The following is an 18595-nucleotide window of genomic DNA, read 5'->3' on the forward strand; positions in this document are numbered from 1 at the left end:
ATGCTGAGAATTGGGTTATCAGTTTGCGTCGTTATTGATAGCACGTATTCATTGGAATTCGAATAAGTGATCAATACGAGTCAATGAGATAACGCTTGGTAGCAATAACATCGGACGATAATGATTGTTGGAGATCTACATATAAAGCTGCTTTCAAATAACAAGCATGGTCAATGAGCCAATACTTTTCATTAGAAAGGTTTTTAAATCGTTTAAATAGAGAGTATAGATACCAGCTGCTGCCAGTATCTATGATGTTTAGTCGGGGCTAGTGCTTTGTACGAGCTAACGTCTTACAAATGCTAATGTCTCGTGAGAGCATACTTAGCTTACGTGCTTAGCTTATAAGTCGCTTTCGTACTCGTCAGCAGTCATTAGTGCTTCGTAGTCAGCGATGTTGTCAGGCTTCATTCTGAAGAACCAACCTTCGCCGTATGGGTCAGAGTTGATGATTTCAGGATCATCTTCTAGTGCTTCGTTGATAGCGATCACTTCACCTGAAATAGGTGCATAAACGTCAGAAGCGGCTTTTACTGATTCAACAACTGAGATTTCGTCATCGACAGCGATGATATCGCCCACATCTGGCAGCTCAACGAATACCACATCACCCAATAGATCTTGAGCATGGTCAGTGATACCAACAGTGATCGTACCGTCGTCTTCTAGGCGTAGCCACTCGTGACTCGCAATATATTTTAGCTCTGCTGGGATGTTGCTCATGGTCTCTCTCCTAAGTGATAGAGGTTAATTAACAAAAATAATGGAGGCTAGGCGTGTCGTCATTTTTATAATCGTATGTAAAATGACAACGCGCTCTAATGATAGAATTTATAAGACCTAAGAGTCAAACTGTTGCTTGCCGTTACGGACAAAAGGTAGCTTCAATACGCGTACATCGACGAATTTACCTTTGCCGCGTAGATCGACTTGTACACTGTCATCTTCTGATAAGCTGGCAGGCACACGGGCAATAGCGATTGAATTTTTTAGGCTAGGGGAGAATGTACCGCTGGTGATAATGCCAGTTTGCTCATTATCAGTGCCTTGATTGATAGTCACTGTCATGCCTTCACGCAATACGCCACGCGTGGTCAATAGCAAACCCACTTGCTTCATAGCAGTGTTGTCTTCTTTTGACTGCTTACGTTTGCTGACCAATGCTTCACGGCCGACAAAGGCACGATCGTCTTTTAGTGCAAGCGTCCAGCCCATGTTGCACTCGTAAGGGCTAATATTCTCGTCCATATCATGACCATAAAGGTTCATGCCCGCTTCCATACGCAAGGTATCGCGTGCGCCAAGACCAGCAGGTTTGATGCCATTTGCTTTTAGCTGCTCAAAGAATGCAGGCGCATCATCGGCATGCATAATGACTTCGACGCCATCTTCACCAGTATAGCCAGTACGAGCTACAAACCAATCGGTGCCTTCGATATCGGTCAAGTCAGCACCAACGAAAGGTTTTAGTCCTGCTAAAGTATCTGCCCAACTTGGTTTGGCTTGAGCCAGTTTTGCAATAGCATTTGGACCTTGAACGGCGAGCATCGCAAGCTCAGGACGCTCGGTAATCTCAATATTGAAACCTTCGGCGACTTTATTAAACTGTGCTAAGTCCTTGTCACGAGTGGCCGCGTTAGAGACGATACGGTACTCAGTTTCTTCTGCATTCATCAGGTAGACGATCAAATCATCAATGACGCCGCCTTGCTCATTGAGCATGCCAGAGTACAGCGCTTTACCAGCGGTAGTGAGTTTGTTGACATCGTTTGCGAGCAGTTTTTGTAGCCATGCTTTGGTATCAGCGCCTTTGATATCAGTCACAACCATATGTGAGACATCAAACATACCTGCATCTGTACGTACTGCTTCGTGCTCTTCGATTTGTGAACCGTAATGAATTGGCAATTCCCAACCAGAGAAATCGACCAGTTTGCCCTCACTATCAATATGAGACTGGTAAAAAGGGGTGCGCTGAGGGGCTTGGGTTTGATCGTTTTGAGAAGTGATGTCTTGAGAATGGGTATCAGTCATAACAAATCCTTATGTGTACATCAGTCGTACTCGGCAGAGTAAGGAGTGATGCGCAACGTAAAAGTAGCGAGAAGCAATATTGCAAGGCGCAAATATCACATCAAAGGGTGACACAGAAAGCAAAGATGAAGACGTAAGCCAAACAGACGCTATACGTCAGTTTAAGCTAAAGCCCTATCTGTCCTGTGACCTGAGATTTTCAACACGAACTATCATTTTTGGGCAGTTATATGAGCCCTATCGTCGATGATAGCGTATTTTCTCCCCTTCGGTGGGTAAGACGTCGTCCGTGCTTACCACTCTCCAGATTTGTTATGCCTTATGTTTGATAAAAAAGTAGTGCGCTATGAGCGTCATATTACTAAATACTATCAAACAACAGTGACATGCGTTTTTCAGTCCTTTTACCTGAGCGATTGGCAGGGTGGATGCGCCTTCGGTGGTTATCTAGCAATTGCGATAGTTGTATAACCAATAGGGTTCAATACAAAAACGATGCTGATAAACTCTCTCCTGAAAAACGCTTTTATTATGAAAGGTTCAAAGCGCTTTTACAAGTCATCAAAGCCATTAAAATAAATAAATTTGGCAAAAATGATGTTTTGTTAAGGCAGTCTATGAAATAGGTTATATTTTACAATGATATTTTTGTCGCTCATATCAGCGTTTTATCTGTGTGTTTTCACAAAAATTACGATAGCAAAACGCAAAGCGACTACTGGTATTTGCCTGAAATATGCTAACCTACGCCCATAGTTTCTGATAGGTGGTTTTTATGCATTGCGATATTTATAAATTTCCCAAACACGACGACATGTATATCTACATTGCGCGTCCTGATTATCCTGATGATACTGATGAAATCAAAGACTGGCTTGGTGTATTACCAAAAGATTTCCGTGCAGGTTTAGGCCGTAGTAAGTTCGTCATGCATTTGGACTTATCAACTAAAGATAAGCTCGCTCGTGTCGATAAAGAAGAAGTACTGGCAAAACTGCAGTCTCAAGGCTACTTTGTGCAGTTGCCGCCGCAAGATGTGATGCGCCGCCAAGCAGAGCTGCGCGCTCGTGAATCGCAGGACAGCATCTATAATTAATAGATTCGTCAGCAAGTAAGTGTGGTAGAAAATATCAGTACGCTACCTTAAAAACAGCGTCGATAAAAACCTACGACACATTTGCTCACATGCATTTGAGTAGAAAGTCGTGATAAACTGACACCCTATGCAATGCATATATAAGCCTACATAATGCATAAGTTTGTTATGTATTTGGCCTCATTCTGGTTCTACAGAACGCACATATACCGCTAGACACAGATTGTGTCACCGGCGATAAACGCAGGTAAATAAACACGCATGGACTGGTTAAAAAATATCTTACATAGCTTACCGCTAGAGTCTATCAGTGACATTCTCGGTGAGATTGCCATTTGGTGGGGCCAAATGGTAAAGGATGTCCCGCCCGCTGATTTGCCGATGTATGCTTATCTGGGCGGTGCTGTTTTGGTACTAGTACTATGGATACTCGTGGCTCGTGTACTGCCAAAACCATTGGGCGGTATGAGCTGGATGGTTCTGTTCGCGGTATTACTAGCACCAGGTACAGCGCTTGGCGATCCGAGCGAGCTTGCACCAGCCAGTATTAGCGTCGTCTATGCTGTGATGATGAAAGATTACGCAGGCGCGGTTGCCAATATGTTGCCGATATTGGTGATACTGGTCGCAGGGTTGTTTGTTGGTTTTGTATGGCAGTTGATACGCAGCGCATTTGCATCAAGTTTGGACAAAGCCCGTAGCCGCAGCGCAGAAGATACACAGGCCACGTTACAAATGACCACAGGCAGTTATTTGCCAGAAGGCGCTACCGTAACCGAACAGCTTGACACTAACGTAAGCTTAAAAAAAGACAGTACATTGGCTAAGAAAACGGATAGCGATACGTCTGATAAGTGATAGAAATAGGCTAGGCATTAAGATAGTACTATTGTTTTAGAATTTATTTGATACTCGAATAAAAAGACACCGCTGCGTGTCTTTTTTTGTGCTCGACTGTTTATTAGGCATATAAATAATAGCTCACTATGAACTGCACATAACAATTGTTAATAAATGCGAACGCATGAGTATTTTGGCAATGCATCAGGCTGTGCTAATCTAATTTATTCCTTACTAACTTATCCTTTATTAGTCATTTATGTTTTAGAACTATCCATTTATAACAACTTATCTATAACAACAATCGAGATCTGATTATGACCACAGCTGACAATACTAAGAAAAACTTTACTGGTACCAGTAGTTATATTGCTACCGATGATTTGCAACTGGCCGTAAATGCCGCTATGACCTTACAAAAGCCATTGCTGATCAAAGGTGAGCCTGGCACAGGTAAGACGTTGCTCGCCGAAGAAGTCGCTGAAAGTTTAGGTATGCCACTGATTACTTGGCACGTCAAATCGACGACTAAGGCTGAGCAAGGACTGTATGAGTATGATGCGGTATCACGCCTGCGGGATTCGCAGTTGGGTGATGATAAAGTCTACGACATTGCCAACTATATCAAGCCGGGCAAGCTGTGGGATGCCTTTACCAGTACAGAGCGTAGCGTACTGCTGATTGATGAGATCGATAAAGCCGATATCGAGTTCCCAAATGATTTGCTACATGAGCTTGATAAGATGTCTTTTTATGTTTATGAGACGGGTGAGACTATCACGGCAGCGCAGCGTCCAGTGGTTATTATTACCTCAAACAATGAAAAAGAGCTACCAGATGCGTTTTTACGTCGTTGCTTCTTCCATTATATTGATTTCCCAGAAGAAGAAACCATGCGCCAAATCATCGAAGTGCATTTTCCAGATATTCAAGAAAAATTGGTCAATGATGCATTGGATATTTTCTATAAACTGCGTGGTATTCAAGGTCTTAAAAAGCCGCCATCAACGTCTGAATTGGTCGATTGGTTAACCTTGTTACTTGCTGATGATATGGCTCAGGACGAGCTAGAAGAAAATCTGCGCGGCGAGAAATCTATCCCGCCGTTATATGGTGCGTTGCTCAAAAACGAGGCAGATGTGAATTTATTACAGCGTTTTGCCAATATGATGCGTCGTTAATGTTTGCAGCTTGCGTTGACTTTAACGTCTTATGTCCGATATCGGATGTCTGATGTGAAAGTCAACGTAAGCGCTCAATCTGTAACTGTACCAATTAATGATATCAGCAATATCACCAGATAATAATATCAGCCAATAAGTGATACGACTCTTATGTTTATCAAACTATTCTATACCTTGCGTACTTACGGCGTGCCAGTCAGTACGCGCGAGCTGCTCGATCTCAATGCCGCGTTAGATAAAGGACTGATGATGCAGTCGCATCCTGAAGATCCAGCACTGACTACTTTTGCCAGCCGCGAAGATATGTATCGGCTGATTCGACTGTGCATGGTCAAAGACGAGCGCCATTTTGATAAGTTCGATCGGGCCATGGCGGATTATTTTGAAGGGGTCGATAGTCTCGATATGGATGAGCTACTAGCCAAGCTAACGGACGTGCCCAAAGAGTGGCTAGATTTAAAGCTCGATCCAAAGAATCTGACCGAAGAGCAAAGACGCCTACTGAAAAAGTACGGCTCGCTTGAAGAGCTGATGAAGGCGCTAGAGGAACGATTAAAAGAGCAAAAAGAACGTCATCAAGGGGGTAGTAAATGGGTAGGCACGGGCGGCACTTCGCCATTTGGTGCCTATGGCGATCATCCAGAAGGTGTGCGTGTTGGCGGCGAGTCTCGCAAACGTAGCGCAGCAAAAGTCTGGGAGCAGCGTAAATATCGCAATCTCGATGACGATAATCAGCTGGGTACACGCCAAATTCAGATGGCGCTACGCAATCTGCGTCAGTTTGCGCGGACTGGCAGTGCTGATGAGCTTGATATTCATGAGACGATTAAGCGTACGGCAAAAAAAGGTGTGCTCGATATTCATATGCAAGCAGAGCGCCGTAACCGTGTCAAAGTGCTGATGTTGTTTGATGTGGGTGGCAGTATGGATATCCATGTCGAAGCGCTCGAAAAACTGTTTTCTGCGGCAAAAAATGAATTTAAAACCTTAGAGTTCTTTTATTTTCATAACTGTTTGTATGACTATGTGTGGAAGGACAACAATCGTCGCCATAGTGCACCGATGCCAACGTTTGAGCTACTCAATAAATATGGCCGTGAGTATCGTGTTATCTTCGTCGGTGATGCATCGATGTCACCTTATGAGCTAATGACAGTAGGTGGCAGCGTAGAGTATATGAATAACGAAGCGGGCATCGTATGGTTGAAACGCGTACTGGAGCATTTTGACAAAGTAACTTGGCTCAATCCTGAAAATCCGTCATATTGGCAATATACACAGACTATCGTTGAGATTAAAAAACTGTTTGAAAATAAAATGTACCCGATGACGCTACATGGTGTTGAAGAAATGACTCAATATATGGCACGGTAATTTTGATATTCAGCCTGATTGATAAAGCCTGTTAGCAAGGCGTTAATCCTTATAATGACAGCCGTTATGACGACATAGCGGCTGTTTTTTGTCGATGCAAATAGGTTCTATAGTCATCTTATATTGGTATGCCTAATAAAGTGTGTTAACATTCATTTAAAATGAATGTTATAAATATTCTGAATTGGGCGGTTAAAAACTTTGATGACACTGTAAAAAGGTCTGCTCATTATTGCCAGTTTAGACGGATTATTTTTAACATCTCAGTTTATCAATGTAGTTAATGACTAAGAGAAACAATATGGCCTCACCAAAGACTTTAGAAATCGTCACAGCAACTGTTCCTGTACTTGAAGAACATGGCGTTGCGATTACCACCGTATTTTATAGAAACATGTTTAATGAGTATCCTGAGCTGTTAGATATTTTTAATGAGACCAATCAAAAACTAGGACGTCAACAGACCGCTCTAGCTACAACAGTATTAGCCGCTGCTAAGCATTTGGACAAATTGGCGACGCTATTGCCGCAAGTGACTCAGATTAGCCATAAACATAGAGCGTTACAGATTTTGCCTGAGCATTATCCTATCGTCGGTAAGCATTTGATCGGGGCGATAAAAGAAGTACTAGGTGAGGCGGCTACCGATGACATTATTGATGCTTGGACGGAAGCTTATGATGAGATCGCTTCGGTATTTATTCAGATTGAACATGGCATGTATGAGCAGGCGATGTGGAAAGGTTTTGCGCCTTTTATAGTGACTGAAAAGGTAGCAGCTGCTACGGATATTGCAGCCTTTACCGTGGTACCAGTCGATAAGAGTGAGAACAATAAAGGCAATGATTTAGCAAACGCTCCAGATATTGACCTGAGTAAATTGAAGTTAACCGCTGGTCAATATATCACGGTGAAAACAGACCCAAAAGACAGCGATCATATAGCCTTGCGCCATTATTCTTTATGCTCTGCTAGTACTGATACAGGCATTCAGTTTGCTGTTAGACGTGATAACCGTAATGAGTATCATGGGTTGGTTTCTAACTATATGCATGACCAACTAGAAGTCGGTGATACGGTTCTATTATCGGCGCCAGCTGGTGACTTTGCGATCAATCAAGGTTTGGTACAGCAAAATGAGATTCCGTTAGTATTGATGAGTGCAGGGGTCGGGGTTACGCCTGTACTGTCTATGCTAGAGGCGCAAATATTGGCCAATCCTAAACGACCTATTATTTGGGTTTATGCATGCCAAAATGCTACACATCATGCTTTTTCTGATCAGGTAGAGGCATTACTCGAACAGGCTGAGACTGTAGAAAAGTATATATTTTACTTTGAGTCGGGGCAGATATTGGATGAGACATGGCTTGCTACCTTGCCTAAGCCTGCCGATATCTATGTGTGCGGCTCGATGCTGTTTATGGAGAGCATGATTGATGGGTTAGTAGCATTAGATCATGGTGTCGATAGTGTCCACTACGAACCGTTTGGTCCTAAGATGAGCTTAGGTGGTTAAGTTTTTAGCTTAGTTTCGTTAATAGTTAGCTAGCCAACTAACTGTTATTGCTAGCCGACTGTCGCCAGTAATGAAAAAGCACTTAGCATGAAATAATTACGCTAAGTGCTTTTTTATGCAAAATACTATGAGAAGACAGAGATTAACCTAAAAATATAAAGACATATTACTCTTTATTTTCAACCAATCCAATCATCACGCCCATCTCTTTTTTATCCTGCTTATCGATACTAGGCGCATACAACGCTGAGGCAATACCACCGTCTAAAAACAGCGCGTTTGAACAACCCAGCTCATCCTTAAATAGCTCTGCAAACTGATAGAATGTCACAGGCTCATCGCTATTAACGAGCTGTATACTGCCATCACGGCAAACACCTGCACCATTACGCAGTTTGATTGAGCTGCTATCAGGATTGAACTGTGGATGTATCTCGTCATTGATGACCAGCATAGGGCCAGATTGCGTCGCATACCAAGGCTGCATATCACCACTGCTTATCTGCTCATTTAACGCATTACTTTCGGTGATTTGCACGTTGCCAGCTTTGTCCCACCACATAACCCCATTAGGTAATAGATGAAAATTACCGCCACCTTCTTTTGTATTTAGCGATTTGAGTTCTTTGCCTTCGATGACGGTATATCCAATCGGCGCATAGTTTTCATTATACATGCCTGCATTCATGGCAAAGTTAAGTGTCTCATTATTCGGTAATGTGGCCAATAACGTATCAAAGGTTAGCAGAGGCTTATTGTTATCAGAGGATTGCCAAAACAGTTGTAATGAATACCGCTCGCTCGCTAACGCGGTAGCATCCACTCGGCAAACGCTATAAGTAAAAGGTGTGTCTTCAGTCTGGCACGACCAACTATCGGTATCGCTACTAGCCGCATTGGTATTTGTCTGCTGGCAGGCGCTCAGGCCTAGCGCGAGCACTATCGTTGATAGGGATAAGGTAAAAATAGAACTTGGCATCAATCACGCGTCTTTTAATGTATAAATTATTTAAGTTTGGCTGCTATCTACTGCTTAATTGCACTTTCAGTACTATTTTTTAAGTACAACGATTTAGGCACTGAATCAGTCGCTAGCAGGCGGGAAGTCGCGGATTGTATTATTCACATTACCAATTAATCGCCCACCATCGGTGAGGTTGGTCAAATGCTCAGAACTATATCCAGCGCTTTGTTCTGTTGGCGCGCCAGTTTCTTTGCCCTTATCGCGTGAGTCCTTATTATAAGCAATGAGCGCATCATTATTGGCTAAAAAGCTATCAGGGTTTGCCATGACCCACATCTGGTTAAATACGTCGGCACGGGCACTATGATCGAGCAGTGCGCCTTTATCAGCAAAATAGAAGAATTTGGATAGCAGCTTAATTTGCCCATCATCTAGACGGCGTGCGATATGATACGGCTGTAATTGGCTAGGATGCTGTAAACCGACCGCGCCTACGATACTGGCAAGCGATTTTAGCGTGTTTTTATGGAAACTTGCAACACGCTCAGCCTTACTAGGGACGTCGAGCGCCTTTTGACGATATGGATCTTGAGTTGCCACACCCGTCGGGCAAGTGTTGGTATGACAAGAGCGCGACTGAATGCAGCCGACTGCAAACATAAACCCACGTGCTGAGTTGCACCAATCGGCACCTAGCGCAATCATGCGAGCGATATCAAAGCCTGATACGATTTTTCCACTAACACCAAGCTTAATTTTGTCACGAATACCTGCACCGACTAAAGTGTTATGAACCAATAAAAACCCTTCAACCATCGGCATGCCAACATTGTCCATAAACTCGACAGGCGCTGCACCTGTGCCGCCTTCTGCACCATCAATAACGATAAAGTCAGGGTAATTATCCGTCTCTATCATGGCTTTGACAATCGCCATAAACTGCCATGGCTGACCAATACATAGCTTAAAGCCAACTGGCTTGCCACCTGATAAATCACGTAGCTGCTGCCAAAAGGCGACCAGCTCGCGTGGGGTGCTAAATGCGGTATGCGAAGAGGGCGAGATACAGTCTTGACCCGTAGGTACTTGACGTGTGTCTGCAATCTCTTGGGTGATTTTGCTAGAGGGAAGGACGCCACCTTTACCAGGCTTGGCACCCTGTGAAAGCTTGATTTCAATCATTTTAACTTGAGGATCGACGGCTTTTTCAGCAAAAGACTGTGGATCAAAGTTACCATCATTATCACGGCAACCAAAATAACCCGTACCCAATTCCCAAATCAAATCACCACCGAACTTACGATGATAAGGGCTGATCGCGCCTTCGCCCGTGTCATGAGTAAAGCCGCCGAGTTTTGCGCCTTGATTAAGTGCCATGATAGCGTTCGCTGACAGACTGCCAAAGCTCATCGCAGAGATATTAAATACTGACATATCGTGTGGCTGCTGACAACGCTCACCGCCGACCATGATACGAAAATCTTTGTTTTCTAGTGGTGCACTGATGGTGGATTGCAAAAACCACTCTTTACCATGAGTATATAAATTATCTAGCGTACCAAAGGCGTTGGTGTCACTGACGTTCTTAGCACGTTGATAGACTAGCGCACGCTGCTGGCGTGAAAACGGTACTTGTTCTTTATCGTCCTCAAGCAAGTACTGGCGAATTTCAGGGCGAAAATCCTCTAATACATAGCGAATATGTCCAGCGACAGGGTAGTTGCTCAATATCGCGTGCTTGGACTGAATCAAATCATAGATACCAAGTGCCACAGCCAAACCACCGATAACAATCAGCCACCAACTTACCAACAATAAACCCGCTAACAGAATTAAAATCGCCGCGCCAAACGTGCTATAGCGAAGTAATAATCCGATAAAGTACGGCGAACTGGTTTTGGGTTCAGGGTTAAGATTGGTACGAGATTCAGGCATAGCGAGGCTCAATAGTAATGATAGATATAAATAAGATGCTTACATTTGTCGCGTACATCATACACGCATGACGTCATTACGTCGGTATCAATGGGTAACAGGGCTGCAGACGGTGTCTTCGTTGATCCAGCCTAAACTTCAATTTTATTCGTTTTAATATGCTCTATGTACCACTACCAATCCGCTCCGCCAAGGCCTGCAATTTTGGCACTATCATCGCCGCATAGTCATCCGCTTCCCAGTTAGCACTTGGTACACTGGCATTCAGCGAATACGCGTATTGCCCTGTTGCGACATCATATACGCCAACCGCGACTGCCAATATGTCAGTAGAAAACTCCCCATCAGACACGGTATAGCCATACTTTTCATAATGCTCTGCCGCGCTGGCTAGGGCGGTTTGCGCATGGTCGAATTCCTCAACAGATAAATTCTCTCGTAGATTACTAATGATGACCGCCTGTCTCGCTTGCGTACTTACCGCATAAAAAGCACGTCCGATAGCCGTGCGTGCAACAGGTACGGCGGAGCCAACCTGTAAGTTGACCGATAGACGAGCAGGACTACGGCAACAGGCGTGATAGCGCATTTCTCCTTCGACTTCGGTTGCCAAATTCACCGATACTTCGTTTTCACTAGCGAACTGTCGTAATAGTGGTTCAGCTGCTGCCACCATATCGTGACGACTCCATGCGGTCGCGCTTAGACGTACCGCACTACTGCCCAGTTGATACTGTCCGTGCTCAGTGACACGTAAAAAACCAAGCGTGGTCAAAGTATGGATAAGACGGGTAATGGTTGCTTTTGGCAGCTCGGTCATCTGACATAGCTGTTGATGGGTGAGCCGCTCATGGTGCTCAAAAGCTGCCAGTATAATCAGTCCCCGTCCCAGTGCCGTCACAAACTGTCGGTCATTCTCTTCCTTATTTTGACTCATCGTTGCATGCATACGTTCGAGTAGCGGAGTAGCTGTTGATAAGGGTTTCATCATTTTATACTCATCTTTTTTTGATAAAGGTTTACAGCGCGGCGAAAGTTTGCTTAAATGGTTTTAAATTATGAAACTAAGTTTCGCATAGCGGAATATCGAAGTCAATGACTTGTTAGACCAAATGATGTATCAATCACTATTCGTCAGTCAGGATGACTGATACCAAGGAGATCCACATGGCAACATCTACTAGCCCACGCTTTGATTGGGAAGATCCTTTTTTACTACGTGACCAGCTCACTGAAGAAGAGCGCATGGTCACCGACAGCGCGCGTCAGTTTTTTCAAAAAGAGCTGATGCCTGGCATTATTGAGGCCAATCGCAATGAGAATTTTGATCGTAATATCATGCGTCAAATGGGTGAAATGGGTCTGCTAGGCGTCACGATTGAAGGTTATGGCTGTGCAGGTCTATCAAGTGTCGCCTATGGTCTGATTGCCAAAGAAGTGGAAGCCGTTGATTCGGGCTACCGTTCAGCGATGAGCGTACAGTCAAGCCTAGTGATGCATCCTATTTGGGCATACGGTACTGAAGAGCAAAGAGAAAAGTATTTGCCAAAGCTTGCTTCGGGTGAGTACGTAGGATGCTTTGGTTTAACTGAGCCAGACTCTGGGTCAGATCCTTCGTCGATGTCGACTCGTGCACGCGCTGTGGATGGCGGTTATGAGCTGACTGGTAATAAAATGTGGATCACCAACAGTCCTATCGCAGACGTATTTGTCGTCTGGGCAAAAGATGATGCTGGCGAGATTCGTGGTTTTGTTTTAGACAAAGGTATGAAAGGATTGTCTGCGCCGAAAATCGAAGGTAAGTTCTCATTACGTGCGTCAGTCACGGGTGAGATTGTCATGGACAAAGTATTCGTTCCTGAAGCCAATGCTTTCCCAGATATCCGTGGTCTAAAAGGGCCATTTGGCTGCTTGAATAAAGCCCGTTATGGTATCGCTTGGGGTTCGATGGGTGCAGCAGAATTCTGTTGGAAAGCCGCCCGTCAATACACGCTTGATCGTAAGCAGTTTGGTCGTCCGCTAGCCGCAACGCAGCTGGTACAGCTAAAGCTTGCCAATATGCAGACAGAAATCACCTTAGGTCTACAAGCGGCGCTACGCGTTGGTCGTTTGATGGATGAAGACAATGCAGCACCTGAAATGATTTCACTTATCAAGCGTAATAACTGCGGCAAGGCGCTTGATATCGCTCGCATTGCTCGTGACATGCATGGCGGTAACGGTATCTCTGATGAGTTCCATATCATCCGTCACGTGATGAACTTGGAAGCCGTCAATACTTACGAGGGTACACATGATATTCATGCGCTTATCCTAGGCCGTGCACAGACAGGTATTCAAGCGTTCTTTTAAGCGTTTTTAGCTAATAATTTTTGGTACAAATGTATTTTATGACGTACGTTACTGCTTGGCTTTTTATCAAAAGAGCATTAACAGTAGCGTACGTTTTTCAGTTGTTCTTCATGATTTAACTACTTTGTAATTACATCCTGAAGAACAATTTTATGATTAAAAAATCGAAAAATACGCCACACAATAAGGGATTATTATGACTGTCGATAGTAACAGCAATGACTTGGCAAAGGGCGCATTGCATGGTATCAAGGTGCTCGATTTATCGAGAGTGCTGGCTGGCCCTTCTTGTACGCAAGTGTTAGCTGATCTTGGTGCCGAAGTCATCAAAGTTGAGCGTCCGCATATCGGTGATGAAACGCGTCATTGGGCACCGCCAACATTCAGCGATGATACCTCCGCTTATTACGCTACCATTAACCGCAATAAAAAATCGCTGACGATAGATATCACTACGCCGACAGGGCAAAAAATTATTAAGCAGTTAATCGCTGAGAGTGATATTTTGGTCGAAAACTTCAAAGTTGGTGGTCTGAAAAAATACGGCTTGGATTATGACAGTCTAAAACAGTCCAATCCGCGGCTGATTTATGCGTCATTGACAGGGTTTGGGCAAACTGGTCCTGACGCCGCGCGGCCTGGTTATGATTATATTATTCAGGGATTATCAGGACTGATGAGCATCACGGGTCCAAGCGATGGCGAACCGCACAAAGTTGGCGTGGCAGTCGTCGATTTGTTTGCAGGTTTACAGCTGACGATTGGTATACAGGCGGCACTACTGGCGCGTCAAAATACGGGTGTTGGTCAACACGTCGATGTGGCATTACTTGATAGCGCGCTCGCCATGCTAGCCAATGTCGGTATGAATCATTTGGCATCAGATAAGATACCGCCAAGACTTGGCAATCAGCATCCTAATATTGTGCCGTATCAAGTATTTGCTGGTGAGGGCGAGCAGCATTTTATTTTAGCCTGTGGTAACGACAGTCAGTTTGCCAAACTGTGTGACGTACTTGCGGTTGATTGGTATACCGATGAGCGCTTTGCGACCAATCCACAACGCGTTGCCAATCGCGAACTGCTGTGCGGTGAGCTGACTAAGCAATTTGCCAAGCAGCCACGTACCTATTGGCTAGAGGTTTTAGACCAAGCAGGTATTCCATGCGGTGCGATTCATAATGTGGCTGAAGCCTTGGCTATGCCACAAGCGCAAGCAAGGGAGATGATCGTTAATTTTGCGGCACAAGGCAGTCCAGTACGCGCTCTTGGCAACCCTATTAAATTGTCCGCATCACCTGTCAGCTATCGTACGCCGCCACCGCAGTTGAGCGAGCATACTGATAGTACGCTTACTGAATTAGGCTATGACAGCGATATGATAGCCAAGCTAAAAGCTGATGGGATTGTTTGAAGTAGCGTCGACAGCCGTATATTTATAGTGAAAAATGATAAAAATAACAGCTGGAAAATGTAGTTTCTTAAACAGAATAATCTAAAACCAAGTAGTGTCAAACAAGGAATGTTGAGCATGAAAATATACAGCCATGAAAACCTAAGTTTGCATAGACCGTTACCTTATTTTTCTTATGGAAAGATGCACGAGCCGTTAGAGATACCTGAGCGTATGGTTGAGCTGTTAAAAGCGCCAGTGGCTTTGGGTCTAGAGGTCACTACTGCTACCGATGTTGGCATCGCACCAATATTGGCGGTTCATGACTTTGGTTATGTTGAGTTTCTCAAACATGGCTATGATGAGTGGATGGCGGTTGAGGAAGATTTGGGCGCGCAGGTGCAGACAGGAATTTTTATGCCGTATGATAATCCCGGTATAGGCATCATGGCAAAAGCGGCGAAGTATCAGGCAGACGATAGTGCGCCCATCAGCGAGCATTCTTGGACATCTATCTATTGGTCAGCGCAAACGGCACTTAATACAGCTGAAGCACTGCTAAATGATAAGGCAACAGACGCTGAGCGCGCTGACAATCATATACAGCTTTGCTTTTCACGGCCGCCTGGTCATCATGCTCGCAAAAGCGCCGCGGGCGGATTTTGCTATCTTAATAATGCTGCCATCATCGCCGAACATTTACGCCAAAAGTATAAAAAAATTGCCATTATAGATACGGACATGCATCACGGACAAGGTATCCAAGAAATATTCTACGACCGCAAAGACGTGCTTTATACTTCAGTACATGGTGATCCTGTTAACTTCTATCCAGCAGTGACAGGACACGCGTTTGAAAAGGGAATTCGTGAAGGTGAGGGCTACAATATCAATTTCCCGATGCCGCATGGTACTGATGAAGCAGGGTTCTTTGATTATATTGATAAATCTATTCAGGCGGTGACGTTATTTGATCCTGATGTGATAGTTCATGTATTGGGTTTTGACGTCTACGAAAACGATCCAGAAGCGCGATGTGCTGTCAGTACCGAAGGCTTTAGAATATTGGCACAAAAGATGGTAGCCTTAAACAAACCGTTGATTATCTTAGTGGAAGGTGGTTATTACATTCAAAAGCTCAATGACAACCTGCAAGCATTCCTATTAGGACTGATGGACGAGAACAGCAATAGTGGCAGTAATATTTAAATCAAATTGAAAGTAATAAAATAGGTCGCAGAGTGTAGGAGTAAACACTGCGACCTATTTTTTATAGATTCCTACCAATTATGAATTTGCAGTAAAGCCTAAATGCTGCTCGATTTGCTCCGCCAATTCAATCAATACCGCACTGACCTCAGCCCGTTTAGACTCATACTCTCCTTGCAAAAAACTCACTGCCATACCAGCGACTGCGTTGCCTGACGCATTACGGATATAAGTGCCCAAGCAATACATTCCATCGCGCAACTGTCCATCATCGAGCGATACTCGACTATCCTGAATCGCGACAAGCTCAGTTGCCAAATCGGTAAAATTCTTGACCCCATGTTGGGTCATCGGCATCGGAAACGTATCTTTATACAATGATTTGATACTGTCTATCGACAACGTCGATAGCATGGCTTTGCCTGTCGCCGAAAATACCGCAGGTACACGAACGCCTGCTCGAAAAGTAAAGCCAAGCGGTGCAGGTGACTCATGACAAGCCAAAAATACCACTTCGCCCAAATCAAGCTTTGACAAGGTAACCGTGTGCTGAAGAAGTACCGGATACTGCACGATCAAATCTTTAAACAACTGCACTACGCCTTGCTGCTGTTCGTACTTACCTGCCCAATACATCAAATATGAACCCAAATAAAAACGGCTTTCAGGGTCTTTGTAAATGACGTGCTTGGTCAATAGACTCTGCAAAATATTGTGAGTGGAGCTACGCGGTAGCCCAAGCTCTTTTGCGATATGAGCCGCTGTCAGAGGCTGTGAGCTATCGGTAATCAAGTCCAAAATCTGAAACGTTTTGTCTAGCGCAGGCACGGCAGTCGAGCTCATAAATAACCTATAAAGTGAAATAAAAGAAAGAAGTACAAGATAATTTTTAAAATAATGAGATTAAGGGTTGCAAATCGCGTCATATCGTTCTTATAATGACGTCTCGTATATAGAATACGTGTTCAGTATATTGAACAAATAATGAATTATCAATAATTATTTACGACTTACCATTGTATCCATTCTTATAAATACATCCTATATGACAAGGAGCGTCAACATGTCACACGCGCTGCAGTTATCAAATCCAGATTTACTCAAACAATCTTGCTTTATCAAAGACGGCTGGCATGCTGCTAGTGATGAAGCTGTGCTCGATGTAAACAATCCTTTTAATGGCGAGCTCATTGGTACTGTACCAAGCCTCACCACAGAAGATGTCAACGAAGCCGTTGCTTACGCTCATGATGTCCAAGCAGACTGGGCAGCAAAAACCGCCAAAGAGCGTGCAGAGTTATTGCAAAAGTGGGCTGATCTAATCGATGCCAATAAAGAAGATTTGGCCATCATTATGACCGCTGAACAAGGTAAGCCACTGACTGAATCACGTGGTGAAGTAGGTTATGCCAACAGCTTTATCCGTTGGTTTGCCGAAGAAGGCAAACGCGTCTATGGTGATGTGATTCCTGCTAATAGCACGCAGCTACGTCATGTCGTTCTCAAGCAGCCGGTTGGTGTTTGTGCCGCTATCACGCCTTGGAACTTCCCAGCTGCGATGATCACGCGCAAAGTTGCTCCTGCACTAGCAGCAGGCTGTACGATTATCGTCAAACCTGCTACCGAGACACCTTACTCTGCATTGGCACTAGGTGTGTTGGCAGAGCAAGCGGGCATTCCAGCTGGCGTCATTCAGGTCGTAACCGGTAAGTCTTCTGTCATCGGCGACATCCTAACGGGTGATGCTCGCATTCATAAACTATCATTTACAGGCTCTACAGAAGTAGGCCGTACGCTGATGGCACAATGCGCACCGACTATTAAGAAGCTGTCGTTAGAGTTGGGTGGCAATGCGCCATTTATCGTCTTTGATGATGCCGATCTAGAGAAAGCCGCTACAGGTTTGATCGCTTCTAAATATCGTAATGCTGGTCAGACCTGTGTCTGCGCCAATCGCGTATATGTTCAAGACAGCATTAAAGATAAGTTCTTAGATGTCTTTGTCAAAAAAGTCGCTGAATTAAAAGTGGGTAACGGCTTAGAAGAAGGGGTAGATATCGGCCCTCTTATCAACAAAAAAGCGTTAGATAAAGTTCAAGCCTTGCTAAAAGATGCACTAGATAAAGGCGCAAAACTGGTCACTGGTGGTAGTGTCAATGACGCTTCAGAACTGACTTATAACCCAACGGTTATTACAGATATTAGTAGTGATATGGACATCGCTTCTGAAGAAATCTTCGGACCAATTGCGACTATCTTTACCTTCAAAGACGAAATAGAAGTTATCCGTGCTGCTAACGATACGATTTATGGCTTGGCCGCTTACTTCTATAGTAGCGACTATGCACGTTCATGGCGCGTTACCGAAGGTCTTGAGTACGGCATCATCGGTCACAACACGGGTTTAATTTCTACAGAAGTTGCCCCATTTGGCGGTGTGAAGCAATCTGGGTTTGGCCGTGAAGGCTCAAAATACGGCATCGAGGACTATATCACGACCAAATACTGGTGCTCTGATATCACCTAATAGCCATAACTTAATGAGTTGGCTTAATGGTTAGCACAGTAACAATTAAAAAAGAAAAAACTAGCGCAAATTTTTAGATATCTATGGTGTTTTGGGTCAAACAAGCATCATTTGATATCTACTGAGTACAAAGATAAACATCAAATAAACCGCCATTCACTAGATGGC

At 44.2% G+C, this 18595-nt stretch carries 15 protein-coding genes and 2 riboswitches; of the genes, 9 read left to right on the forward strand and 6 right to left on the reverse strand.

Features of this window, described 5'->3' with window-relative positions:
- Positions 1 to 342 precede the first annotated feature (342 nt).
- Entirely contained in the window at positions 343 to 723 is a 381-nt protein-coding gene (gene gcvH / locus Q0788_RS00905) for a glycine cleavage system protein GcvH (RefSeq protein WP_057760766.1), read from the reverse strand.
- Between the two features lie 117 nt (positions 724 to 840).
- Positions 841 to 2034: a glycine cleavage system aminomethyltransferase GcvT gene (gene gcvT, locus Q0788_RS00910; RefSeq protein ID WP_298807258.1), complete on the reverse strand. Its 1194-nt coding sequence runs from the start codon at positions 2032 to 2034 to the stop codon at positions 841 to 843.
- A 168-nt stretch (positions 2035 to 2202) separates the two neighbouring features.
- A riboswitch (glycine riboswitch) is annotated at positions 2203 to 2351 on the reverse strand.
- 69 nt (positions 2352 to 2420) lie between these two features.
- Positions 2421 to 2560, reverse strand: a riboswitch (glycine riboswitch).
- 249 nt (positions 2561 to 2809) lie between these two features.
- Between gcvT and Q0788_RS00915 the strand changes: the two genes are divergently transcribed.
- From Q0788_RS00915 to Q0788_RS00935, 5 genes are all read left to right on the forward strand, one after another.
- Positions 2810 to 3130 carry a YcgL domain-containing protein gene (locus Q0788_RS00915; RefSeq protein ID WP_057760762.1) on the forward strand — a complete coding sequence of 107 codons (321 nt, stop codon included), beginning with the start codon at positions 2810 to 2812 and terminating at the stop codon, positions 3128 to 3130.
- 261 nt (positions 3131 to 3391) lie between these two features.
- Positions 3392 to 3988 carry a hypothetical protein gene (locus Q0788_RS00920; RefSeq protein WP_298807259.1) on the forward strand — a complete coding sequence of 199 codons (597 nt, stop codon included), beginning with the start codon at positions 3392 to 3394 and terminating at the stop codon, positions 3986 to 3988.
- Between the two features lie 299 nt (positions 3989 to 4287).
- Positions 4288 to 5151 carry a MoxR family ATPase gene (locus tag Q0788_RS00925; RefSeq protein ID WP_238037035.1) on the forward strand — a complete coding sequence of 288 codons (864 nt, stop codon included), beginning with the start codon at positions 4288 to 4290 and terminating at the stop codon, positions 5149 to 5151.
- A 153-nt stretch (positions 5152 to 5304) separates the two neighbouring features.
- The gene (locus Q0788_RS00930; protein ID WP_101205694.1) at positions 5305 to 6528 is read left to right on the forward strand and encodes a VWA domain-containing protein; all 1224 of its coding nucleotides are present in this window, start codon (positions 5305 to 5307) and stop codon (positions 6526 to 6528) included.
- A gap of 301 nt (positions 6529 to 6829) precedes the next feature.
- Positions 6830 to 8047, forward strand: a complete 1218-nt coding sequence (locus Q0788_RS00935; RefSeq protein WP_298807260.1) for a globin domain-containing protein — start codon at positions 6830 to 6832, stop codon at positions 8045 to 8047.
- A 166-nt stretch (positions 8048 to 8213) separates the two neighbouring features.
- Here the strand turns inward: Q0788_RS00935 and Q0788_RS00940 are convergent, their stop codons facing one another.
- The 3 genes from Q0788_RS00940 to Q0788_RS00950 form a co-directional block, all read right to left on the reverse strand.
- Positions 8214 to 9026 carry a phosphodiester glycosidase family protein gene (locus tag Q0788_RS00940; protein ID WP_298807262.1) on the reverse strand — a complete coding sequence of 271 codons (813 nt, stop codon included), beginning with the start codon at positions 9024 to 9026 and terminating at the stop codon, positions 8214 to 8216.
- 105 nt (positions 9027 to 9131) lie between these two features.
- Positions 9132 to 10946 (reverse strand): FMN-binding glutamate synthase family protein, encoded by a 1815-nt coding sequence (locus tag Q0788_RS00945; RefSeq protein WP_298807263.1) that lies wholly within the window; start codon positions 10944 to 10946, stop codon positions 9132 to 9134.
- A gap of 163 nt (positions 10947 to 11109) precedes the next feature.
- Entirely contained in the window at positions 11110 to 11937 is an 828-nt protein-coding gene (locus Q0788_RS00950; RefSeq protein ID WP_298807264.1) for a helix-turn-helix domain-containing protein, read from the reverse strand.
- 176 nt (positions 11938 to 12113) lie between these two features.
- Here Q0788_RS00950 and Q0788_RS00955 point away from each other — a divergent pair, with 176 nt between their 5' ends.
- The 3 genes from Q0788_RS00955 to Q0788_RS00965 all read left to right on the forward strand — a co-directional run bounded on the left by Q0788_RS00955 (position 12114) and on the right by Q0788_RS00965 (position 15900).
- Positions 12114 to 13298 (forward strand): acyl-CoA dehydrogenase, encoded by a 1185-nt coding sequence (locus tag Q0788_RS00955; protein WP_298807265.1) that lies wholly within the window; start codon positions 12114 to 12116, stop codon positions 13296 to 13298.
- Between the two features lie 196 nt (positions 13299 to 13494).
- Entirely contained in the window at positions 13495 to 14712 is a 1218-nt protein-coding gene (locus tag Q0788_RS00960; RefSeq protein ID WP_298807266.1) for a CaiB/BaiF CoA-transferase family protein, read from the forward strand.
- Between the two features lie 117 nt (positions 14713 to 14829).
- Positions 14830 to 15900 carry a histone deacetylase family protein gene (locus Q0788_RS00965; RefSeq protein ID WP_298807267.1) on the forward strand — a complete coding sequence of 357 codons (1071 nt, stop codon included), beginning with the start codon at positions 14830 to 14832 and terminating at the stop codon, positions 15898 to 15900.
- Between the two features lie 78 nt (positions 15901 to 15978).
- Here the strand turns inward: Q0788_RS00965 and Q0788_RS00970 are convergent, their stop codons facing one another.
- Positions 15979 to 16743: an IclR family transcriptional regulator gene (locus Q0788_RS00970; RefSeq protein ID WP_298807268.1), complete on the reverse strand. Its 765-nt coding sequence runs from the start codon at positions 16741 to 16743 to the stop codon at positions 15979 to 15981.
- 220 nt (positions 16744 to 16963) lie between these two features.
- Between Q0788_RS00970 and Q0788_RS00975 the strand changes: the two genes are divergently transcribed.
- The gene (locus tag Q0788_RS00975) at positions 16964 to 18427 is read left to right on the forward strand and encodes an NAD-dependent succinate-semialdehyde dehydrogenase (RefSeq protein ID WP_298807269.1); all 1464 of its coding nucleotides are present in this window, start codon (positions 16964 to 16966) and stop codon (positions 18425 to 18427) included.
- Positions 18428 to 18595: the final 168 nt, after the last annotated feature.

It is taken from the genome of uncultured Psychrobacter sp., assembly GCF_947500265.1.
Classification (GTDB): domain Bacteria; phylum Pseudomonadota; class Gammaproteobacteria; order Pseudomonadales; family Moraxellaceae; genus Psychrobacter.